This is a genomic window from Mycobacterium sp. SVM_VP21 (genome assembly GCA_024758765.1).
GTDB lineage: Bacteria > Actinomycetota > Actinomycetes > Mycobacteriales > Mycobacteriaceae > Mycobacterium > Mycobacterium heraklionense_C.
In genome coordinates this window covers 3,324,421-3,343,973 of sequence record CP101406.1, presented here as the reverse complement: position 1 = coordinate 3,343,973, position 19,553 = coordinate 3,324,421, and the positions used below count along the sequence as shown (strand labels likewise).

The window sequence follows — 19,553 nt, the reverse complement described above, 5'->3', positions numbered from 1 at the left end:
CGACTACTTCAGGTCGAGGAGGGGTTCGATGCCGATCGTGAGCCCGGGAAACTCGGCGACCCGGCGTACCGCCAGCAGCACCCCGGGAACGAATGAAGTCCGGTCAATGCTGTCGTGGCGGATGGTCAGCGTCTCCCCCATGGTCCCAAACAGGACCTCTTGGTGGGCGACCAGCCCGGCCAGCCGGATCGAATGCACAGGCACACCGTCGACGTCCGCGCCGCGGGCTCCGGGCAGGCCGGTGCTGGTGGCGTCGGGGTTAGGCGGCAGTCCCTTTCGCGCTTCGGCGATCAGCGCGGCGGTGCGAGTGGCGGTACCCGACGGCGCATCGGCCTTGTGCGGGTGGTGCAGCTCGATGACCTCGACCGATTCGAAGTACTTTGCGGCCTGGGTCGCGAAATGCATCGACAGCACCGCGCCGATGGCGAAGTTGGGTGCGATCAGCACCGCCGAACCGGGCTTGGCCTCGATCCAGGAACGCACCTGGGCGACCCGCTCCTCAGTGAACCCGGTGGTGCCCACGACCGCATGGATCCCGTTGTCGATCAAGAACTTCAGGTTGTCCATCACGACGTCGGGGTGGGTGAAGTCGATCACCACCTCGGTGCCGCCGTCGGTCAACAGGCTCAGTTCGTCACCGGCGTCGACCTCGGCGGACAGGGTCAGATCTTCTGCGGCCTGCACCGCCGCAACCATCGTCGCGCCGACTTTCCCCTTGGCGCCCAATACTGCTACCCGCATGGCTGCCACCCTACTTACGACACTTCCCGGCGAGTCTCGTCGGGCCGGTCGGCATCGGCAAGACGTTCGGCGACGAAACGGACCATCAGGTCAAACGCCGCCCGACTGTCCGGCAGGAAGGGGAACAGCGCCGGGAACGCGTGCACCTGATGGTCCCACAGCTCAAGGCGGCTGGACCGGCCCTGCGCCAGGAGCGCGGCGTGCAGCCGTTCGTTGTCGCAGCGCAGGATCTCCGACTCGGCGGCGATCAGCAGCGCCGGCGGCATGGTCTCCAGCCGGCCGTTGATCGGCGACAGGTCGTGACGCATCGGCAGCGACGGGCACACATGCTCGACCAGATCCGGCAGCGCGTCCGCTATGCCGAATGCGTCGGTGCCCATGTTCGGGTGAGTACTGCGGGCCGTTCCTTCGAGCTCCAGCAGTGCCGAGATCCCGATGACTCCGGCGGGTGCCGGCAACCCTTCCTGCTGGGCTCGCAGGGCGGTGGCGAACGTGAGGAAACCCCCTGCGGAATCTCCGGCGATCACCGTCTTGGCCGGGTCGGCCCCCTGCTCGAGCAGCCAGCGGTAGGCGCCGACGCAGTCCTCCACCGAGCCGTCCACGCTCACATCGGGGAATTGCCGATAGTCGACGTGCACGACCGGCAGCCGGGTGCGCCGGGCCAGGGCCGCCACGACGTGCAGGTGGGTGTCGAGACCACCGGTGAAAAACCCGCCGCCGTGAAAGTACAAGATGGCGCCGTCGCCCAACGGGGCGACGCAATCTGCTCGGCGCACAATCTCGACCGGAACCGTTGCGGCGAACTCGCGGGCGAAGCGGATCCGGAAATACGGTCGCAGCCGTTGCAGGCGGGCGACGGTGTTGGTGCGGCGGCCCAACTGCGCCAACATTCCGGGCATGGCCTCGGGGCCGCCACGGCGGCTGACCCACCGCACCAACCGCGGCATTACCGCCGCGAAGACGGCGTAGATGATTCTGGCCCGCAAACTTCCACGATGAATCTCAGCAACACCAGACATCCGAGCATCCTATCTGCACCGATACGGCTCGGCTCAGGCGTCGATGACGATGCGTCCCCCGTTGGCCCGCGAAACGCAGACCAGCATCTCGTCGCCGCCCTCCGCGGTGCGTCCACGCCGGTCAACGTCCCCGGAGACCACCTTGACCCTGCAGGTGCCGCAGAATCCCTGCCGGCACGAGTATGCGGTCGTCGGATCGGCGTCGAGCATCACGTCCAGCGCCGAGCGGTCCGCGGGAATCGCCATTAGCCGCCGCGATCGGGCGAGCTCCAGCTCGAACGGCGCCCCGTCGACCACCGGCGGCGGGCTGAACCGCTCATAGTGCAGCGGCGCGTCAGCGTGTTGGTCGCGGGTGACACGCACCGCTTCGAGCATCGCGCTGGGGCCGCACACGTACACCGCGGTCCGCGGTCCGGCACCGGCCAACAGCTCCTCGGTGCCCGCGAAGTGGCCGTGCTCGTCGTCGGCCCACACCGTGACCCGTCCGGGATCCACGGCCAGCACCTCGCCGAGCAACGGCATGTCGGCGCGGCTGCGGCCGGCATAGACCGCGCGCCAATCGATTCCGCGCTGGGCGGCCTCGCGCAGCATCGGCAGCATCGGGGTCACGCCGATCCCGCCGATCACGAACAGCACCTCGCTCTCACCGGTGCCCAGATAGAACGCGTTGCGCGGACCTTCGAACAGCAGCGTGTCGCCCTCGGCATAGGCCTGGTGCATCTCAACCGAGCCGCCACCCCCGTCGTCGAGCCGGCGTACCGCGATGCGGTACTCGGTGCGATGTCCCGGCACGCCGCACAGCGAGTACTGCCGGCGGCGGCCCGAGGGCAACTGCACGTCGATGTGACCGCCCGGCGTCCACGACGGCAACAGTCCGCCGTCGGGGTCCGCCAGGGTGAGCGCCACCACGTCGCTGGTCAGCATCTCCCGCTTGGTGACGACGGCCGCGATCGTCCGTGACACCGGTGTCACCCGGGACGGCTTCCATCGCGAAAGCGCCGCCATTCCACCGAATACGGTGATCGCTCCCCAGAGCGCATTGAACAGCCGGTCATGCTGTCGCCGGCCGTAAAGGTCAGCGGGGCGAGACCTCCAGATCTCCTGCGTCATGTCAGGCCGGTCGCACGTCATCACCGGTTGCACCGGCCACGCTGTGTTGCACCCACTCGTCGGTGAGCCGGGCGATCATGTCGGGGCGATCGGCCACCACCCAGTGACCGCCATCGATGTCGAGCACCCGGTGGTTGGCCGGGATGGACCCGGTGAAGCGCTGCAGGGCCGGGCTGACGAAGACGTCCAAGCGCGGCGCGAGCACCTGCACCGCGACATCGGTGGCCGGCAACGGCCGCGCCGGCTTCAGGAAGGGGCCCGGCATGTTCGCGCGGTAGAGGTTGAGCCCGTTGACGTAGTCGTTCTCACCCCGGGGCATGGCCGGCTGCGGGTTGCCCGAGCGACCGATGCGGTCAAGCCAGCCGAGCACGCGGACGCCCAGACCGGAGCGGAAGGCCGCCTCGGGCACCCGCGGGGTCAGGAACAGCCAGATGTAGCTGGACTCCAGCAGCTGCCTGACGACATCGCCGAGGGTCCGCAGGTTTCGTGCCGAGCGCAGGAACCGGCCGGCGTAGTCCAGGTGGGGACCTGAAATCGAGGTGTAGGAAACGACTTTGGCCGCCACGGCCGGGTCGGTGATGGCGGCCCAACCCTGAATCGATCCCCAGTCGTGACCCAGGAGGTGAACCTGGCCCACGCCCAGCCGGCCCAGGTGGTCGAGCACCGCGGCGACGTCGGCGATCAGGTGCGGGAATCGGTAGCCGGATCTGTCCGCCGGCGCTGAGGACGTCCCCGCACCACGCACGTCGTAGGCGACAACGTTGTAGCGGCCTGGGTTCTGCTCGATGAGCTCACGAGCCACCCCGTCCCAGACATGGTGATTGTCGGGGTAGCCGTGGATCGCCAGGATGGTCGTCCGCTGTGGGGCCAGATCGGTGTACGCGTGCACCGCAAGGTTCACACCGTCGCCTGACGTCACAGTGGTAGTGGTCGGGGTAGTCATGAACTGCACTCCTCGTTGTTCGCCCGCGGTTGGGGTCAGTGCGTGGCGCGGGCGGCGGGCGACACGGCCAAGTAGTTGACCGCCTTCTCCACGCCGCCGAGTTGCGCCGGGTGAAAGCCGGGACGGTAGTAGGAGGCAATCGCGGGCAGGAATTCGAACGGCGAGGGCACCAGCCCGCGGCGCGCCGCGATAAACCAGTCCCGCCAGCGCGGCTTGGTTCCGGCCGGCAGTTGCGGGTCCACCTGGTACATGAACCGCAGGCCGCGCACCCACAGCAGCAGCATCAGGGGCGTGACGGCCAACTGAGTACGGACCTGCCGGAAGAACCCGGCCCGCAGGTGCTTCATGACGTCGAACGCGACGGCCTTGTGCTCAACCTCTTCGGCGCCGTGCCAGCGCAACATGTCCAGCATCGCCGGATGGGTGCCGACCTCGTCCAGCCCGGGGCTCTCCAGCACCCACTCTCCGAGAATCGCTGTGTAGTGCTCGACAGCGGACACCAGAGCCACCCGCTCCAGTAGCCAGCGCTGCTGGCGGCGCTCGCTCCAGGTCGGCCGGTCACCGAGCAGCTTGTCGAAGAGCCACTTGATCTGGCCGGTAAACGGCGACATGTCGACGCCACGGGCGGCCAGGTGGTCGACGACGGCGGTGTGCGCCTGGGAGTGGGTGGCCTCCTGACCGATGAAGCCCTGGACGTCGAGCCGCAGCTGGTCGTCCTTGATCAGCGGTAGCGCCTGCTTGAACACCTCAACGAAGAACTCCTCGCCGGCCGGCAGCAACAGGTGCAGCACATTGCAGAAGTGGGTGACGAAGGGCTCGCCGGGCACGTAGTGCACCGGCAGGTCCGACCAGTCGAACCCCACGTCGCGGGCTTGCAGGACGATGCGCTCGTGATCCAGTGACCCGTCATGCGGTCCGGCGGCGCTGTCATCGACCTTGAGCATGACGAACCTCCCACCTGGGTTTACAAACCCATGCCGATTGTCTTCATGATGGACAGATTGCCTGACAGGGTACAACGATACCACCGGTACCGCCTAAATCAGATTGTGACCGTCGCCACTCCCTGCCGGCCGGCCACTCGCGATGCCACAGCGGCTGAGAGCCGTCCAAACGGCAAATTTCGCGGTTTTATGTAAACGTTTTGCTGCGAACGTTACGAGGCTGTTAACCAGCTTGGAGTCAGGCGGACCCGTCAGGAAATCTGGAGGATGTTCCCAGAAAATATCGAGCAACCAGGGTCCGACTCCGCAAGAAGCCGGCCCTTTTTGTTGCCGCCGTAAATTTCAAGGAGAGGCCTTTGTCGTTCGTCAACGCACATCCCGAGACCCTGACATCCGCTGCCGACAGCCTGTCGAGCACTGGCTTTGCGCTCGCTTCCCAGAACGAGGCCGCGCACATCGTGACCACCGCAGTGGTCCCCCCGTCCACCGACGACGTGTCGGCCATGCTGGCTGCCCGATTCGCCATTCAGGCGCAGCTGTACCACCAGGTCAGCGCCCAAGCCACCTCCATTCACGAGATGTTCGTCGCCACTCTCAACGCCAGTGCGAACACCTACGCGACCGCCGAGGCCGCCAACGTGATCGCGGCCGGATAAGGGAGGAGGCACAGCAATGGATTTCGCAGCATTACCACCGGAAGTCAACTCCGGACGCATGTACGCCGGCCCTGGCGCGGGGTCGCTGTTGGCCGCCTCTGCGGCCTGGGATGAGCTGGCTGTCGACCTTCATTCCGCGGCGGCGAGCTACCGTGCGGTCGTCCAAGAGCTGACCAGTGGCCCGTGGTTGGGCGTGTCATCAACGAAGATGGCGGCGGCGGCCGCACCGTATGCCACCTGGCTCACCGCCACGGCCGAGCAGGCGGAGCTGACCAGCACCCAGGCCAAGTCCGCAGCCACCGCCCATTCGAGCGCATTCGCGATGACCGTTCCGCCGCCCTTGATCGCTGCCAACCGTGCACAGTTGGCCACGCTGGTCGCAACGAATTTCTTCGGGCAGAACGCCCCGGCCATCGCGGCCGCCGAAGCCCAATACTTCGAGATGTGGGCCCAGGACGCGGCGGCGATGTACTCCTACAGTGCTGCCGCGCAGGCCGCAGCACAGATGGTGCCCTTCACCACGCCGCCGCAGACGGCCAACCCCGGCGGCATAGCGGCGCAAGAGGCTGCCGCCGTCGAGGTGGCTGCGGCCGCCACCGGCCAGGCCGCCACCAACCTGGCGCTGGAGACGCTGCCGGGTGCGCTGGCGGGCGCAGCTGAGGCGGGGTCGCTCAACCTTCCGCCCATCTTCGGCGATCTGGCGACGTTGGGTGCGGCGCCGGTGTCAACCATGATGAGCACCGCCATCATTGCCGCGTTCATACCCGAATACCTCATTGCCGGCGCGGCGCTCCCGTCGCCGTTCGGCCTGGAGGCGGCAGCGCCCGCTGCCATCGCGGCGGGTCTGCCATTGGGCCTGACGCCAACGCTGGGAAGTGCCGGCCTGGCTTCGGCGACATCGGCAGCATCGGCCGGGGTTGGCAATGCGGCCTCGGTCAGCGGCTTGTCGGTACCCAAGGCATGGGCCACCGCAGCCCCGGAAATGCGCTTGGCCGCTGCCGAATTCGCGGCGCCCGCGCTGGCCACAGCGGGCGCGCCGATGATGGGTGGTTCGCCGCTGCTGTGCGCTCCGCCGCTGATGGGGTTGGGTCCGCGCGGCAGCGCTGCGGTGCGGGCCAAAGACGACCAGAACGAAGAGGCCAAGCGCAAAGCAGCCAAGGGGCGACGGTCGTCTATGTGGTGAGTCGCCTCCGGCCGCCGGCGATCCGTACCGGGATCAGCCCGACGCCAAGTCGGCGATGATGTCGGCGGCCGGCGCCGACCGGACGGTCCGGTAGGCGGTCCCGGCCCACAGGCTCGTCCCATGCGGGTCGTCCAGGGCCACGGCCGCCGCCCGGATCGGGGTGGTCATGTGGTTGATCTCCGGGTATCCCACCGGAGCCACGTCCTCGAAGGCGCGGGTGAAGTCGTTCTCCAGGCCGCGCGCATAGCGGCCGGAGAACGCACACGTCACTGTGGTGTTGGTGAATTCCGGATTGGTCAGTGCCGCACGGTGTGTCGGATTGGTCCCGGCCTCGTGGGCCAGCAGCAACGCGGTACCGACCTGGGCCGCGACCACGCCACCGCCCAGCACCCCGGCCACGTCGGCAGCGGTGCCGAGCCCGCCCGCCGCCACCAACGGGACATGGCCATGGGCGTGGGCGATCTCCGCCAGCACATGCTCCAGCGAGTCAGTGCCCGGGTGCACGTCCGGTGCAAAAGTGCCCCGATGTCCGCCCGCCTTGGGGCCCTGGACCACCAGCGCCTCGGCGCCGTGTCCGAGGGCTACTCCGGCTTCGTAGGCCGACGTCACCGTGACCACCGTCAGGATGCGCAACGCCCGCAGCATGTCCATCTCATCGGGCGACGGCGTCCCGAACGTAAACGACACCACCGTGGGCCGCAGGTCGGCGATCACCTCGAGCTTCTCCGGCCAGCAGTCGTCGTCGCCGAAGCGGGGCCGGCCCAGCTCTACGCCGTAGTGCTCGGCCAGCGGATCCAGGAGATCAGCGTATTCGTCGAGCAACACCACGTCAGCGCCGCTGGGTTGGGGCACAAACAGATTGACACCGATGGGACCGCTGGTTGCCGCCCGCGCGGAGGTGATCTCCTCGGCCAACTGTTGGGCGGTGCGATAACCCCCAGCGATGAACCCCAGCCCGCCGGCCTCCGACACCGCGGCCGCCAGTGCCGGTGTGCTGGGACCGCCGGCCATCGGCGCGCCGATCAATGGGACTGTGAGTTCGGAGAAGCTGAACGCCATTCCCCTAGCCTGCCATCAACCGGCAAGCGCCCGCAGACGGGTTGGCAGCGCCCCTTTCGAGCGGTACGGACCCAGAACGGCGACGCCATAAGGCTGGCGCAACAGCTGGCGGGCCACGGCGTTGACCTCGTCGACGGTGACCGCGGACAGTTCCCGCAGGGTGCGCGCGATGGGCCGATGCCGGCCGTAGTTCAACTCGGTACGGCCCAGTCGATTCATCCGGGAACCGGAATCCTCTAGGCCCAGCACCAATCCCCCGCGCAACGATCCTTTGGCGATTCGACACTCGTCGGCGGTAATCCCATCGCGCGCCACCGATTCGAGCACCTCGGCGGTCACCGCTGCCACCTCGGCGAACCGGTCCGGCTGGCATGCGGTGTACACGGACAGTGCGCCGGCGTCGGCGAAGGTGTCCACCGACGAGTAGATCGAGTAGGCCAGGCCACGGGTTTCCCGAACCTGTTGGAACAGCCGGGAACTCAGACCGCCGCCCAGAGCGGTGTTGAGCACCGCCAACGCCTGACGGTGTTGCCAATAGCGTCCGGGCGCACGTACCCCCAGAGACATGTGCGTCTGATCGGCGTCGCGGTTGACCACCGTCAGCCCGGGCGTGCCCGGCACCCGGGAAGTGCCGCGGCGCGGCTCGGCGGGCTTCTCGCCTCGAATCAGGCGATGCCCGAAGTGTTCTCGCACCAGCGCCACGACCGTGTCATGGTCGATGTTGCCGGCAACCGCGACCACCATGCGCTCCGGTGTGTATCGGCGCTGGTGGAACGACCGCAACTGTGCGCGTGTCATTGACGACACCGACTCGACATTACCGATCACCGGCCGGCCGATCGGATGGTCACCGAACAGCGTCGTCAGGAACACATCACCCAACGCGTCCTCGGGGTCGTCATCGCGCATCGCGAGTTCCTCAAGAACCACATCACGTTCGAGGTCGACGTCGGCAGCCGCGCAGGACCCATTGAGCACCACATCGCTCACCAGCGCGACGGCCAGCTCCAGATCGGTGTCGAGCACGTGGGCGTAATAGCAGGTGTGCTCTTTGCCGGTGAAGGCGTTGAGCTCACCACCGACCGCGTCCATCGCCTGGGCGATGCCGGCCGCCGTGCGGGTCGGGGTCGCCTTGAACAGCAGGTGCTCCAGGAAGTGCGCCGCCCCGGCCACCGTGGCGCCCTCGTCGCGCGATCCGACGCCGACCCAGACGCCCACCGACGCCGAACGAACCGCGGGCAGGTACTCAGTGACTACCCGCAGTCCGCCCGGCAAAGTGGTGCGTCGCAGTGTGGCGCGCGTTGGCGCCGCGATGTCAGCTTTCGGTGGCCGCGGCATCGGCAGACTCAGCAGGCCCCTGTGCTGAGTCGGTCGACTCGGCCGAGTCCTCTACGGGAACCAGCGAGATCTTGCCGCGGTTGTCGATGTCGGCGATCTCCACGCGCAGCTTGTCGCCGACCTTCACCACGTCTTCGACCTTGGCGACCCGCTTGCCCTTGCCGAGCTTGGAGATGTGCACCAAGCCGTCCCGGCCCGGCAGCAGCGACACGAAGGCGCCGAAGTCGGTGGTCTTGACCACGGTGCCCAGGAACCGCTCGCCGATCTTCGGCAGCTGCGGGTTGGCGATCGCGTTGATCTTGTCGATCGCGGCCTGCGCCGACGGACCGTCGGTGGCCCCGACGAACACGGTGCCGTCGTCCTCGATCGAGATCTGGGCGCCGGTCTCCTCGGTGATCGAGTTGATCATCTTGCCCTTGGGCCCGATCACCTCGCCGATCTTGTCCACCGGAACCTTGATGGTGGTGACCCGAGGCGCGTAGGGGCTCATCTCGTCGGGGGCGTCGATGGCCTCGGCCATCACCTCGAGGATGGTCATCCGTGCGTCCTTGGCCTGCGCCAGCGCACCCGCGAGCACCTGCGACGGAATCCCGTCGAGCTTGGTGTCGAGCTGCAGCGCGGTGACGAAGTCCTTGGTACCGGCGACCTTGAAGTCCATGTCGCCGAACGCGTCCTCGGCGCCCAGGATGTCGGTCAGCGCGACGAAGCGCCGCTCGGTCTTGCCGTCAACTTCTACATCGTCGGAGACCAGACCCATCGCGATACCGGCGACCGGAGCCTTCAGCGGCACACCGGCGTTGAGCAGCGCCAGCGTGGACGCGCAGACCGAACCCATCGAGGTGGAGCCGTTGGAGCCCAGTGCTTCCGACACCTGCCGGATGGCGTAGGGGAACTCCTCGACGCTGGGCAGCACCGGAACCAGGGCCCGCTCGGCCAGGGCCCCGTGGCCAATCTCGCGACGCTTGGGCGAACCGACCCGGCCGGTCTCACCGGTCGAGTACGGCGGGAAGTTGTAGTGGTGCATGTAGCGCTTGGACTTCTCCGGCCCGAGCGAGTCGATCTGCTGCGCCATCTTCATCATGTCCAGCGTGGTCACGCCCATGATCTGGGTCTCGCCACGCTCGAACAGCGCGCTACCGTGCGCCCGCGGGATCACCGCGACCTCGGCGCTCAGCGCCCGGATGTCGGTGATGCCACGGCCGTCGATGCGGAAGTGGTCGGTCAGGATGCGCTGACGCACCAGCTTCTTGGTCAGGCTGCGGTAGGCCGCGCTGATCTCCTTCTCGCGACCCTCGTAGGTCTCGGCCAGGCGCTGGGCGACCTCGGCCTTGATCTCATCGGTGCGCTCGTCACGCTCGGCCTTACCCGCGATGGTCAGCGCCTTCGCCAGCTCGTCGGTCGCGATCGAAGCCACCGAGTAGTAGACGTCGTCGCCGTAGGGCGGGAACAGCGGGTAGTCAGCGGTCGGGCGCGCGGCCGCGTCGGCCAGTTCCTGCTGGGCCTTGCACAGGGCCGCGATGAACGGCTTGGCCGCCTCCAGGCCCTCGGCCACCACGGTCTCGGTCGGCGCCTGAGCGCCGGCCTCGATCAGCTCGATGACGTTCTCGGTCGCCTCGGCCTCGACCATCATGATCGCGACGTCACCGTCGTCGAGGAGGCGGCCCGCCAGCACCATGTCGAAGGCCGCGCCCTCGAGCTGTTCGACGGTGGGGAACGCCACCCAGGTGCCATCGATCAATGCCACCCGCGCGGCACCGACCGGACCGGAGAACGGCAGGCCGGCGAGCTGGGTGGAGGCCGAGGCGGCGTTGATCGCCACCACGTCATAGAGGTCGTTCGGGTTCAGGCTCAGCACGGTCACCACCACCTGGACCTCGTTGCGCAGGCCGTCGACGAACGACGGGCGCAGCGGGCGGTCGGTGAGGCGGCAGGTCAGGATCGCGTCGGTCGACGGCCGGCCTTCACGGCGGAAGAACGAGCCGGGGATACGGCCGGCCGCATACATCCGCTCCTCGACGTCGACGGTGAGCGGGAAGAAGTCGAAGTGGTCCTTGGGCGCCTTGCTGGCGGTGGTCGCCGACAGCAGCATGGTCTCGTCGTCGAGGTAAGCGACGACGCTGCCGGCGGCCTGCTGGGCCAGCCGGCCGGTCTCGAAGCGGATGGTGCGCTTGCCGAAGCTGCCGTTGTCGATGACAGCGGTGGTCTCGAAAACGCCTTCTTCAATTTCAATTGCAGACATAAAAGCCCGTACGGCCTTTCCTGGTTTGTTCAGCTGTTTCGCAACGTCGGACGTGCGTCAGCGCTGGACCTGGATGCGGCTACGGTCGTCGATCGAAGCGGCCGGATCTTTTAAGACGTGCTGTCAGACCCGGCTGCCACTACCGAAGACCGCCCGACTCAGGTCTGGCTGATCGCAGGAACGTGTCCCGTCGTGACGCGCCGGAGTGGCACACGCGGATGCGGGGGCCACACCGATGTCCGGGCCTAGGCGGCCCGGGACGGCCTCACTCTACACGGAGGCGGCTGACGCCGGCCCGGTTCGTCGTCAGCGACGCAGGCCGAGGCGCTCGATGAGCGAGCGGTAGCGCGCCACGTCGGTCGCGGTCAGGTACTTGAGCAGACGACGACGCCGACCGACCAGCAGCAGCAGGCCGCGACGGGAGTGGTGGTCGTGCTTGTGCTTCTTGAGGTGCTCGGTGAGGTCGACGATCCGCTTGGTCAGCAGGGCGACCTGAGCTTCGGGCGAGCCGGTGTCCGTCTCGTGCAGGCCGTAGTTGGCCAGGATCTCTTTTTTCTGCTCGACGGTCAGCGCCACGACAAATCTCCATCAATCGGTCCCGCGAATATCAAGTCGGTGGCCACCGCGGACTGCAGCACACCGAGGGGCGAGTCTAGCAGCGACGGGGGCGCTGAACCCAATCCAGGACCGACAGTGCCGGCGGTCAGTCGCCGGAGAGCAGCCCGCGGGTCTTCTCGACGTCGGTGTTCATCACCGCCACCAGGTCCGCCACCGAGTCGAACTTCTCCTGGCCCCGGATGCGGCTGACGAAGTCGACGGCGACGCGCTGCCCGTACAGGTCGGCGGTTTCGTCGATCACGAACGCCTCCACGGTGCGCGCCCGCCCGGAAAATGTCGGATTAGTGCCCACCGACACCGCGGCCCGGCAGCGTTGACCGGCGACCACCGTGCCGGGCACCTGGCCGTGCCCCAAGACGGTGAACCATGCCGCGTACACCCCGTCGGCCGGAATCGCCGCAAAGGCCGACGGCGCCACGTTGGCGGTCGGGAAGCCCAGGCCGCGCCCGCGGCCGTCACCGCGCACCACCAGTCCCTCGACCCGGTGCGGCCGGCCCAGCGCCTCGGCAGCCGCCGCCACATCGCCGGCGTCCACACAGGACCGGATGTAGGTCGAGGAGAAGGTGACCGACTGGGCGGCGTCGGCGCGCTCGGCCACCAGCGACACCGATTCGACCCCGAACCCGAACTGCTCGCCGGCGCGGCGCAGCGTCTCGACGTTGCCGGCCGCCTTGCGGCCGAAGGTGAAGTTCTCCCCCACCACCACCTCCACCACGTGCAAGTGTTCGACCAGCAGTTGGTGGATGTAGCGGTCCGGGGTGAGCTTCATGAATTCGGGCGTGAACGGAATCACCAGGAACACGTCGATGCCGAACCGCTCGACCAGCTCGGCGCGGCGCGCCAGCGTGGTGAGCTGCGCCGGGTGGTTGCCGGGATAGACAACCTCCATCGGATGCGGATCGAAGGTCATCAGCACCGTCGGTACGCCGCGCGCCTGCCCGGCCTTCACCGCATGGGTGATCAGTTCCGCATGTCCGCGATGCACACCGTCGAACACGCCGATGGTGAGCACGCACCTGCCCCAGTCTGTGGGGATCTCATCCTGCCCCCGCCACCGCTGCACCAGGACAGCCTAAACTGTCCCGTTGTGAGCCCTTGGGAGCAGTCGGATGGGCTGAGCAGCGTGGCCCAGGACTATCTGAAAGTCATCTGGACCGCCCAGGAATGGTCACCCGACAAGGTCAGCACAAAGATGCTGGCGGAGAAGATCGGCGTGTCCGCCAGCACCGCCTCGGAGTCGATCCGCAAGCTCGCCGACGCGGGCTTGGTGGACCACGAGAAGTACGGTGCGGTGACGCTGACCCATGACGGACGCCGCGCCGCACTGGCGATGGTGCGCCGGCACCGGCTGATCGAGACCTTCCTGGTGTGTGAACTCGGCTATGGCTGGGACGAGGTGCACGACGAGGCCGAAGTCCTCGAGCACGCGGTGTCCGACCGGCTGATCGCGCGCATCGACGCCAAACTGGGCTTCCCGCAGCGCGACCCGCACGGTGACCCGATCCCGGCACCGGACGGGCAGGTGCCCACTCCCCCCGCCCGGCAATTGTGGGCGTGCGCCGACGGTGAGACCGGCACGGTGGCCCGTATTTCCGACAACGATCCGGAGATGCTGCGCTACTTCGCCCAGGTGGGCATCAGCCTGGACGCTCGCTTACGGGTGCTGACTCGCCGCGACTTCGCCGGAATCATCTCGGTAGGCGTCGAAGGGCCCGACCGCGAGCAAGTCACTATTGATCTGGGAAGTCCTGCCGCCCAGGCAATCTGGGTGGTCGACTAGGTCGGCCGTCACCTACTTCCGCATTGCGGGCCGTAGGAGATATATCCCCAAAGCAAGGACCAACATGAATGGGATGTCGGTCAAGAACTTGCTCCAGTATCGATCGATGTCCGTCGCAGCCTGGGCGGCCATCAGGGCACCGTGGGCCAGGTTGGCCCACATCGTGAAGTCGAGGAACGACGTGTAGTCCTGCGGGTTACGGGACGCGCGGAGCATGAATACCCCCCACACGATGTAGACGATGAAGAGCATCGGCGGGACGTGCGCATGGTCGTGGCCGAACCGTACGTCGTTCCAAATGGTCCAATTCAGCGCTCCGCCGTGTTCGGCAAGCAGCGGTGTCTGAACCATGAATCCGACGAAGAGCAACGTCATGATGGTCAGCGTGAGCACACCGTAAACGCGCAGGAAGAACTTGAGCGCCGCGAGCTTGCCCGCCGACTCGGTCGCGATGGTCATCCGTCAACCCCCTCAGCTGGACAATCAGGCATATTCGGACAGTACTACTACTTAGTTGGAATTACCAACTATTAATTTTGGATAGCGGACCATGGCGCAGGTACGCTGGCATCCGATGGCGCAGAAACGTAAGTACAACGAGGGTTGCGCGGTGGCGCATGCGCTCGATCTCGTCGGCGAACGATGGGCGCTGCTGATCGTGCGCGAGCTGCTGCTGGGCCCGAAACGGTTCACCGACCTACGAGCCGGCTTGCCGGCCGTGAGCCCTGATGTGCTCGCGCAGCGCCTACGCGAACTGACCGAGGCCGGCGTCGTGCAGCAGCGCACCCTCCCCCCGCCCGCCGCCGCTCAGGTCTACGAGCTGACAGACCGAGGCGCAGAGCTGGAACCGGTTGTCATTGCCCTGGGACGATGGGGCAGCCGATCGGCGTCGCTCAACCCGGCCGCCGACAGCAGTACCGATTCCCTCGCATTGTCGCTGCGGGCGCTGTTCAATCCACAGGCGGCACAAGGATTTAGCGCGACTCTGGAGCTGCGACTGGGCGATATCGCATACCGAATCGCTATCGCCGACTGCGAGCTACAGGTGGGCCGAGGGGAAGCCGTAGCACCGGCTGCGACGCTCATCACGGACCGGACGACTTTGGCCGGCCTGCTCTACGGCGGCCAACCACTGGATGACGCCCTGCAGACCGGCGCCGCAAAGATCACCGGTCAGACGGACATCGCGGTCCGGTTCCTCGGACTGTTTCCACTGCCGGCGGCCTCGGGCACGCACTGAGCATCTGACTAACGGCACCGCCCTCACTTCACGTGCGCCGCCAGCTGACCCTCAGCCCCGAAGAGTTCCTGCTGCCAGTAGGTGATGAGTTCGGCGGTGTCGATCTGGTCCGGATGAAAATCCCGCCGCTTGAACGGCCGCATGTCGGAGTAGAAGCCCTTCCACATCGGGTTGCGCAGCATCTGCACCGTCTCCTTGAGGATCCGGAACGGTTGACGACGACCCTCGACATCGGTGGTGGCAATCGAGAGCCAGGAGAACAGCACCAGAATCGGGATTCCACAGTTCTGCGCGAAGCGCATCCACCGGATGCGGGTTGACTCCGGAACGCCCACAGCCCGGTACACGTCGAACGCGACCGACTTGTGCTCCAGCTCTTCGAGCGCATGCCAATTCAGCAGATTGCGGATCTCGGGGTCATACATCATCGCCTGGACCGCCGGGCGCTTGAGGATGTTCTCGGCCCACACCGCGGTGAAATGTTCTGCAGCCACCGTGAATCCGAGGAAGAAGTGGCGAAGGCGGGGCAGCCGGTCCGGGCTGGGGTACTGCTTGTCGAGGAACTTCTCCATGCGCTCGGTGCTCTGCAGCAGATACTCGAACCATGCGGTCGGATAACCCATGGCCGCGAGTTGCTCGTTGAGCTCACGATGCTGCAGGCCGTGCGTCTTCTCCTGCCCGATGAAGCCGGCCACGCGCTTGGCCAGATCGGGGTCCGCAAGCTGGCCGGAGTAGCGGCGCACCGAGCGCACGAAGATGTCCTCGCCGGGCGGGAAGATCGCCGACAAGATGGCCACCAGATGGCTGAACACGATGCTGCCGTCGGCGAAGTACCGGTTGCCGTCGGGCTGTTCACCGAACCCGAAGTTCAGTCGTCGGACAGCCGGGTATGTCATCACGTTCGTCATGTCGACGACGCTAGGTCGGTTGCCCGGCCGGCGGAATGAGCGAGCCGGACAAGGATTTGATGTTTTCGGACAGCCGGCCGTCAGGGCCGGCGGCCCCGGTGCTTGCTGGGCGGCGTTCCGGCCCACCGGATGAAGGCACGACTGAAGGCGGCCGTCTCCGAATACCCCAGTTGCCGGGCCGTTTCCTCGACGTTGAGGCCCGAATCAAGCATGGCCACCGCCAAGGTCACCCGCACCTCGTCCACCAGCGCCCGGTAGCTGGTGTGTTCGGCCAGCAGGCGACGATGCAGGGTGCGCTCGGTGATGCACAGTTCGTCGGCGATCACCGCCATCGACGGCAACACTCCGGGATCGCGGACCAGCCGAGAACGCACCTGCGCGGCGATTCCACGACGCCGACGACGCGTCTGCAAGAGCTCTTCGCACTCCTTCGCACACGCCTCGGCCGCGGCCGTGTCCGCCGCCGGCATCGGAAGTTCCAGCAATTCGAAGGGAAGGGTGATCGCGCTGCGTGTCGCGGCCACGTCGAGTTCAATTGTCACCCCGGGAAACTCGAGACGTCCGGCCGGAAAGTCGATACCCGGCAATTCAACCTTGATTGGAGTGTCCGAGCTCAGCTGGCCGATCAACAACGGCACCATGCTGGTCAGCGCGAACAGATCCCGTTCCATCATGAAACCCCGAACGTCAGCGGGCACGGCACTGTCGTCGAACACGAGAACGGCGCCGTCGGGGGTGTCATGGCGACTCAGCCGCAGAAACGTCGACGACAATGTCGCGTACCGACAGGCCAGGTTGACCGCATCGCCCAACGTCGGGCTCGCCAGCAGCGCATAGCCGAGCACGCCGGTATTGGCGAAGTTGTACTGCAGACCGACGTCACGCGCGAACTCGTGTGGATCTTTTACCCGGCCGAGAATGTTTCGCAGGATCGCGAGCTCCTGGCCTGCTTGGACCTCGGTCGCACTGTCATCGATGTCGGCGGGCGTGACACCGGTATCGGCTAGGCAATCCGCCGCATCGATGCCATGTAGGCGAGCAGCCTCCAGAAGATGTCGACAGGTCGCCACCGGCCGCGGAATGTCCCAATCCGCCTGCGCGGCACCGCCGATCGACACATGTCCGAATCTATCAAATTTGTGTCAGCAAACACCGTCGGCCCTACGATCGGCCAATGGCGAAACTTGAGCTGTCCCGCGAACTGTCACTGCCGCCGGGCGAAGCCTGGGCCCACGCGTCGAATTTGGCCGAGCTGGGCGACTGGCTGTCCCTGCACCAGGGCTGGCGCTGCGAGATCCCGGCCGAGCTCACCGCCGGAACCACGTTGGTCGGGGTGGCGGGAGCCAAGGGCATGCGCAACCGGGTCACCTGGACGGTCCGCAAGTTCGCCCCACCCGCACTGCTGGAGCTGACCGGCGACGGCGTGGGCGGCACCAAGTACGCACTGACATTGGCGATCAGCCCCGCCGCAACGGGATCGAAGTTCGTTCTGCGGATGGACCTGGGCGGCCGGGCGCTGTTCGGGCCGATCGGGGCGGCCGCCGCCCGCGCCGTCAAGGGCGACATCGAGGGATCGATCAAGCGATTCGAGCAGCTTTACAGTTGAGGCGTTAACCGGCGCATCGGAGCAGCCGAATCAGCGCTCACCCGCTGAGCAAGCCTTTGGCGATGTGGGTGACCTGAACCTCGTTGCTGCCGGCGTAGATCATCAGCGACTTGGCGTCGCGCGCCAGCTGTTCCACCCGGTATTCGGTCATGTAGCCGTTGCCGCCGAACAGCTGCACCGCCTCCATCGCGACCTCGGTGGCCGCCTCCGAGGAGTACAGCTTGATCGCCGATGCCTCGGCCAGCGTCGGGATCTTGCCGCGCTTGGCCTTCTCCAGAGTCTGGAACACCATGTTCTGCACGTTGATCCGGGCCACCTCCATCTTGGCCAGCTTGAGTTGGATCAGCTGGAACTGCCCAATGTTCTGGCCCCACAGGGTGCGGCTCTTGGCGTAGTCGACGCAGAGCCGATGGCACTCGTTGATGATTCCCAGCGCCAGGGCGGCCACCCCGACCCGTTCGGCGACGAAGTTGGCCCGGGCACTGTCACGCCCGTCGCCGCCGGTGTGCTGTTCGGTCTCGCCCAGCAGCCGGTCTCGGCCCAGCCGCACGTCGTCGAAGAACAACTCACCGGTCGGCGAGGAGTGCATGCCCATCTTCTTGAACGGCTTGCCCTGGGTCAGGCCCGGCATACCGGCGTCGAGGACGAAGGTGAGCACCTTGCGGGTGCGCGGATCGGCGCCGTCCTGTTCATCGAGCTTGGCGTAGACGATGAGGGTGTCGGCGTAGGGACCGTTGGTGATGAACGTCTTCTGGCCGTTGAGGATGTAGGCCCCATCCCCAGCACCATCGCGTCGCACGGTGGTCTTCATCCCACCGAACGCGTCGGAGCCGGCATCCGGCTCGGTGATCGCCCAGGCGGCGATCTTCTCCAAGGTGACCAGCTCCGGCAACCAGCGTTCCTGCTGCGCCAAGGTACCGCGCGACATGATCGTCGCCGCTCCCAGGTCGAGACTGACACCGACCGCGGCGACCAATCCCAAACTGACGCCGGCGAGTTCGCTGACCAGGATCAACCCCATCGAGGCCTGCGCACCCAGATCACCCGAGCCGCCCCCCGACGACGCGGACGGCTTGCTCTCGCCTTCGGCCGTCTGCCTTGCGTGCGCCCTTTCCAGTCGGCTTTTGATGGCTTCGGCCGCGAGCACGTCGATCCCGAAGTCGGCGAACAGCTTCCGCAGGATCGGATACGGCGGCAGTTCGCCGCTCTCCAGTGCGTCGAGGTTCGGCCGAACCTCCCGGTCGATGAATTCCCGGACGCTGTCCCGGATTAGCTCGTCGGTGTCGGACCATTCGATCATTGGGGCAACCTCTCAGCGATGTCGTCGATCTGCCAGATCCCATCGGTCTCAATGGTGTCGGTGTCGTGCCAGCCGGCCAGCCGCGAGATGGCACCACCCTGCACCGCATACACCGCGCCGGTGATCGGACACTTTTCGGTGGCCAGATAGGCCACCAGCGGCGAGATGTTGGCCGGGCTGAACAGGTCCAACTCCCCGTCCTCCGGCTCGGCCATCAGTGCGCCCATGCCGGGAGTCGCCAAGGTGAGTCGCGTGCGGGCGATGGGGGCGATCGCGTTGACCCGCACCCCATAGCGGTCCAACTCCTCGGCGGCGATCAGCGTCAGTGCGGCGATTCCGGCCTTGGCCGCGCCGTAGTTCGCCTGACCGGCGTTGGGCAGCGTGACCCCGGACCCGGAGGCGGTGTTGATCACCGCGGCGTTGGGCTGCTCCCCTGCCTTGGACTGCGCCTTCCAATACGCCGCGGCGTGGTGCAGCATCGCGAAGTGGCCCTTGAGGTGTACCGCGACCACGGCATCCCACTGTGCCTCTTCCATGCCGGGGATGAACGCGTCCCGCAGGATTCCGGCGTTGTTGACCAACACATCCAACCGGCCGAACTCGTCGATGGCCTGCTGGACAAGCCGCTGCGCGGCGTTCCAGTCGGAGACGCTGTCGGTGTTGGCCACCGCGCGCCCGCCGGCCGCCACGATCTCGTCGACGACCTGCTGCGCGGTGGTGGTGTCGGCACCCTCGCCGGCGTTGCTTCCACCCAGGTCGTTGACCACCACCGCAGCCCCTTCGGCCGCGAACAGCAGGGCGTGTTCGCGCCCGATACCGCGTCCGGCGCCGGTGATCACCGCGACCCGGCCTTCCAATGCACCCACGTA

The 19,553-nt window shown here is 66.9% G+C and carries 20 protein-coding genes; 5 read left to right on the top strand and 15 right to left on the bottom strand.

Features of this window, described 5'->3' with window-relative positions; genetic code table 11:
• Nucleotides 1–3: 3 nt before the first annotated feature.
• The 5 genes from dapB to NM962_15500 are packed head-to-tail and all read right to left on the bottom strand — an operon-like array spanning nucleotide 4 to nucleotide 4,757.
• Entirely contained in the window at nucleotides 4–741 is a 738-nt protein-coding gene (dapB, locus tag NM962_15520) for a 4-hydroxy-tetrahydrodipicolinate reductase (protein UVO11380.1), read from the bottom strand.
• Nucleotides 742–755: 14 nt separating this feature from the next.
• Entirely contained in the window at nucleotides 756–1,760 is a 1,005-nt protein-coding gene (locus NM962_15515; protein UVO11379.1) for an alpha/beta hydrolase, read from the bottom strand.
• 33 nt (nucleotides 1,761–1,793) lie between these two features.
• Nucleotides 1,794–2,870, bottom strand: coding sequence for a PDR/VanB family oxidoreductase (locus NM962_15510; GenBank protein UVO11378.1), 1,077 nt, complete (start codon nucleotides 2,868–2,870; stop codon nucleotides 1,794–1,796).
• Between the two features lies 1 nt (nucleotide 2,871).
• Nucleotides 2,872–3,813: an alpha/beta fold hydrolase gene (locus NM962_15505; protein UVO11377.1), complete on the bottom strand. Its 942-nt coding sequence runs from the start codon at nucleotides 3,811–3,813 to the stop codon at nucleotides 2,872–2,874.
• A gap of 35 nt (nucleotides 3,814–3,848) precedes the next feature.
• Complete coding sequence (locus NM962_15500; protein ID UVO11376.1) at nucleotides 3,849–4,757, bottom strand: metal-dependent hydrolase; 909 nt, start codon at nucleotides 4,755–4,757, stop codon at nucleotides 3,849–3,851.
• A 356-nt stretch (nucleotides 4,758–5,113) separates the two neighbouring features.
• Between NM962_15500 and NM962_15495 the strand changes: the two genes are divergently transcribed.
• Both NM962_15495 and NM962_15490 read left to right on the top strand, forming a co-directional pair.
• Nucleotides 5,114–5,413 carry a PE family protein gene (locus NM962_15495; GenBank protein ID UVO11375.1) on the top strand — a complete coding sequence of 100 codons (300 nt, stop codon included), beginning with the start codon at nucleotides 5,114–5,116 and terminating at the stop codon, nucleotides 5,411–5,413.
• Nucleotides 5,414–5,429: 16 nt separating this feature from the next.
• Nucleotides 5,430–6,596: a PPE family protein gene (locus tag NM962_15490; protein ID UVO11374.1), complete on the top strand. Its 1,167-nt coding sequence runs from the start codon at nucleotides 5,430–5,432 to the stop codon at nucleotides 6,594–6,596.
• Between the two features lie 33 nt (nucleotides 6,597–6,629).
• Here NM962_15490 and NM962_15485 read toward each other — a convergent pair whose 3' ends face one another.
• From NM962_15485 to NM962_15465, 5 genes are all read right to left on the bottom strand, one after another.
• Nucleotides 6,630–7,655, bottom strand: coding sequence for a nitronate monooxygenase (locus tag NM962_15485; protein ID UVO11373.1), 1,026 nt, complete (start codon nucleotides 7,653–7,655; stop codon nucleotides 6,630–6,632).
• Between the two features lie 15 nt (nucleotides 7,656–7,670).
• A complete protein-coding gene (locus NM962_15480) occupies nucleotides 7,671–8,993 on the bottom strand; it encodes an insulinase family protein (GenBank protein ID UVO11372.1) in 1,323 nt (440 codons plus the stop codon).
• On the bottom strand, nucleotides 8,971–11,232 hold the full coding sequence (locus NM962_15475) for a polyribonucleotide nucleotidyltransferase (protein UVO11371.1): 2,262 nt from the start codon (nucleotides 11,230–11,232) through the stop codon (nucleotides 8,971–8,973). The genes NM962_15480 and NM962_15475 overlap by 23 nt, the downstream gene beginning before the upstream one ends.
• A gap of 306 nt (nucleotides 11,233–11,538) precedes the next feature.
• The gene (gene rpsO, locus NM962_15470) at nucleotides 11,539–11,808 is read right to left on the bottom strand and encodes a 30S ribosomal protein S15 (protein UVO11370.1); all 270 of its coding nucleotides are present in this window, start codon (nucleotides 11,806–11,808) and stop codon (nucleotides 11,539–11,541) included.
• Nucleotides 11,809–11,935: 127 nt separating this feature from the next.
• Nucleotides 11,936–12,913: a bifunctional riboflavin kinase/FAD synthetase gene (locus tag NM962_15465; protein UVO11369.1), complete on the bottom strand. Its 978-nt coding sequence runs from the start codon at nucleotides 12,911–12,913 to the stop codon at nucleotides 11,936–11,938.
• 24 nt (nucleotides 12,914–12,937) lie between these two features.
• Here NM962_15465 and mntR point away from each other — a divergent pair, with 24 nt between their 5' ends.
• Complete coding sequence (gene mntR / locus NM962_15460) at nucleotides 12,938–13,630, top strand: manganese-binding transcriptional regulator MntR (GenBank protein UVO11368.1); 693 nt, start codon at nucleotides 12,938–12,940, stop codon at nucleotides 13,628–13,630.
• Nucleotides 13,631–13,642: 12 nt separating this feature from the next.
• On the opposite strand, the gene NM962_15455 is transcribed toward mntR, so the two are convergent.
• On the bottom strand, nucleotides 13,643–14,089 hold the full coding sequence (locus NM962_15455; protein UVO11367.1) for a hypothetical protein: 447 nt from the start codon (nucleotides 14,087–14,089) through the stop codon (nucleotides 13,643–13,645).
• A gap of 115 nt (nucleotides 14,090–14,204) precedes the next feature.
• Between NM962_15455 and NM962_15450 the strand changes: the two genes are divergently transcribed.
• Nucleotides 14,205–14,870 (top strand): winged helix-turn-helix transcriptional regulator, encoded by a 666-nt coding sequence (locus tag NM962_15450; protein ID UVO11366.1) that lies wholly within the window; start codon nucleotides 14,205–14,207, stop codon nucleotides 14,868–14,870.
• A 23-nt stretch (nucleotides 14,871–14,893) separates the two neighbouring features.
• Here NM962_15450 and NM962_15445 read toward each other — a convergent pair whose 3' ends face one another.
• Entirely contained in the window at nucleotides 14,894–15,778 is an 885-nt protein-coding gene (locus NM962_15445; GenBank protein ID UVO11365.1) for a metal-dependent hydrolase, read from the bottom strand.
• An 80-nt stretch (nucleotides 15,779–15,858) separates the two neighbouring features.
• Nucleotides 15,859–16,896, bottom strand: coding sequence for an AraC family transcriptional regulator (locus NM962_15440; GenBank protein ID UVO11364.1), 1,038 nt, complete (start codon nucleotides 16,894–16,896; stop codon nucleotides 15,859–15,861).
• A 56-nt stretch (nucleotides 16,897–16,952) separates the two neighbouring features.
• On the opposite strand from NM962_15440, the gene NM962_15435 reads away from it, so the two are divergent.
• The gene (locus NM962_15435; GenBank protein ID UVO11363.1) at nucleotides 16,953–17,384 is read left to right on the top strand and encodes an SRPBCC family protein; all 432 of its coding nucleotides are present in this window, start codon (nucleotides 16,953–16,955) and stop codon (nucleotides 17,382–17,384) included.
• A 37-nt stretch (nucleotides 17,385–17,421) separates the two neighbouring features.
• Here NM962_15435 and NM962_15430 read toward each other — a convergent pair whose 3' ends face one another.
• Nucleotides 17,422–18,684, bottom strand: a complete 1,263-nt coding sequence (locus NM962_15430) for an acyl-CoA/acyl-ACP dehydrogenase (GenBank protein ID UVO11362.1) — start codon at nucleotides 18,682–18,684, stop codon at nucleotides 17,422–17,424.
• Nucleotides 18,681–19,550: an SDR family oxidoreductase gene (locus NM962_15425; GenBank protein UVO11361.1), complete on the bottom strand. Its 870-nt coding sequence runs from the start codon at nucleotides 19,548–19,550 to the stop codon at nucleotides 18,681–18,683. Before NM962_15425 ends, NM962_15430 begins: the two co-directional genes overlap by 4 nt.
• Nucleotides 19,551–19,553 lie beyond the last annotated feature (3 nt).